Source organism: Methylobacterium sp. D48H (assembly GCF_053345715.1).
On the sequence record NZ_JBKFAP010000255.1, the window covers coordinates 1 to 221 of the forward strand.

At 72.9% G+C, this 221-nt stretch carries 1 protein-coding gene; it reads right to left on the reverse strand.

Features of this window, described 5'->3' with window-relative positions; genetic code table 11:
* On the reverse strand, window positions 1-221 hold a 221-nt coding region (locus tag ACLBX8_RS32385), incomplete at both ends, for a hypothetical protein (RefSeq protein WP_447716491.1).

Here is a 221-nt window from a genome sequence, read left to right on the forward strand (position 1 = left end):
TGGTGGTGCGTCAGGAGCAGGCGCGGCCGGCGGGGCCGGCCAACGAGGTTCTGATTCGGCCGCGTTTGGTGGTGCGCCAGGAGCGGGCTCGGCTGGCGGAGCTGGATCTCCCGGTACGGGCGGGGCTCCAGGCGGAAACGCCGGCCAGCGTAGTTCTGGATCAGCGGCTCTTGGTGGTGCGTCAGGAGCAGGCGCGGCCGGCGGGGCCGGCCAACGAGGTT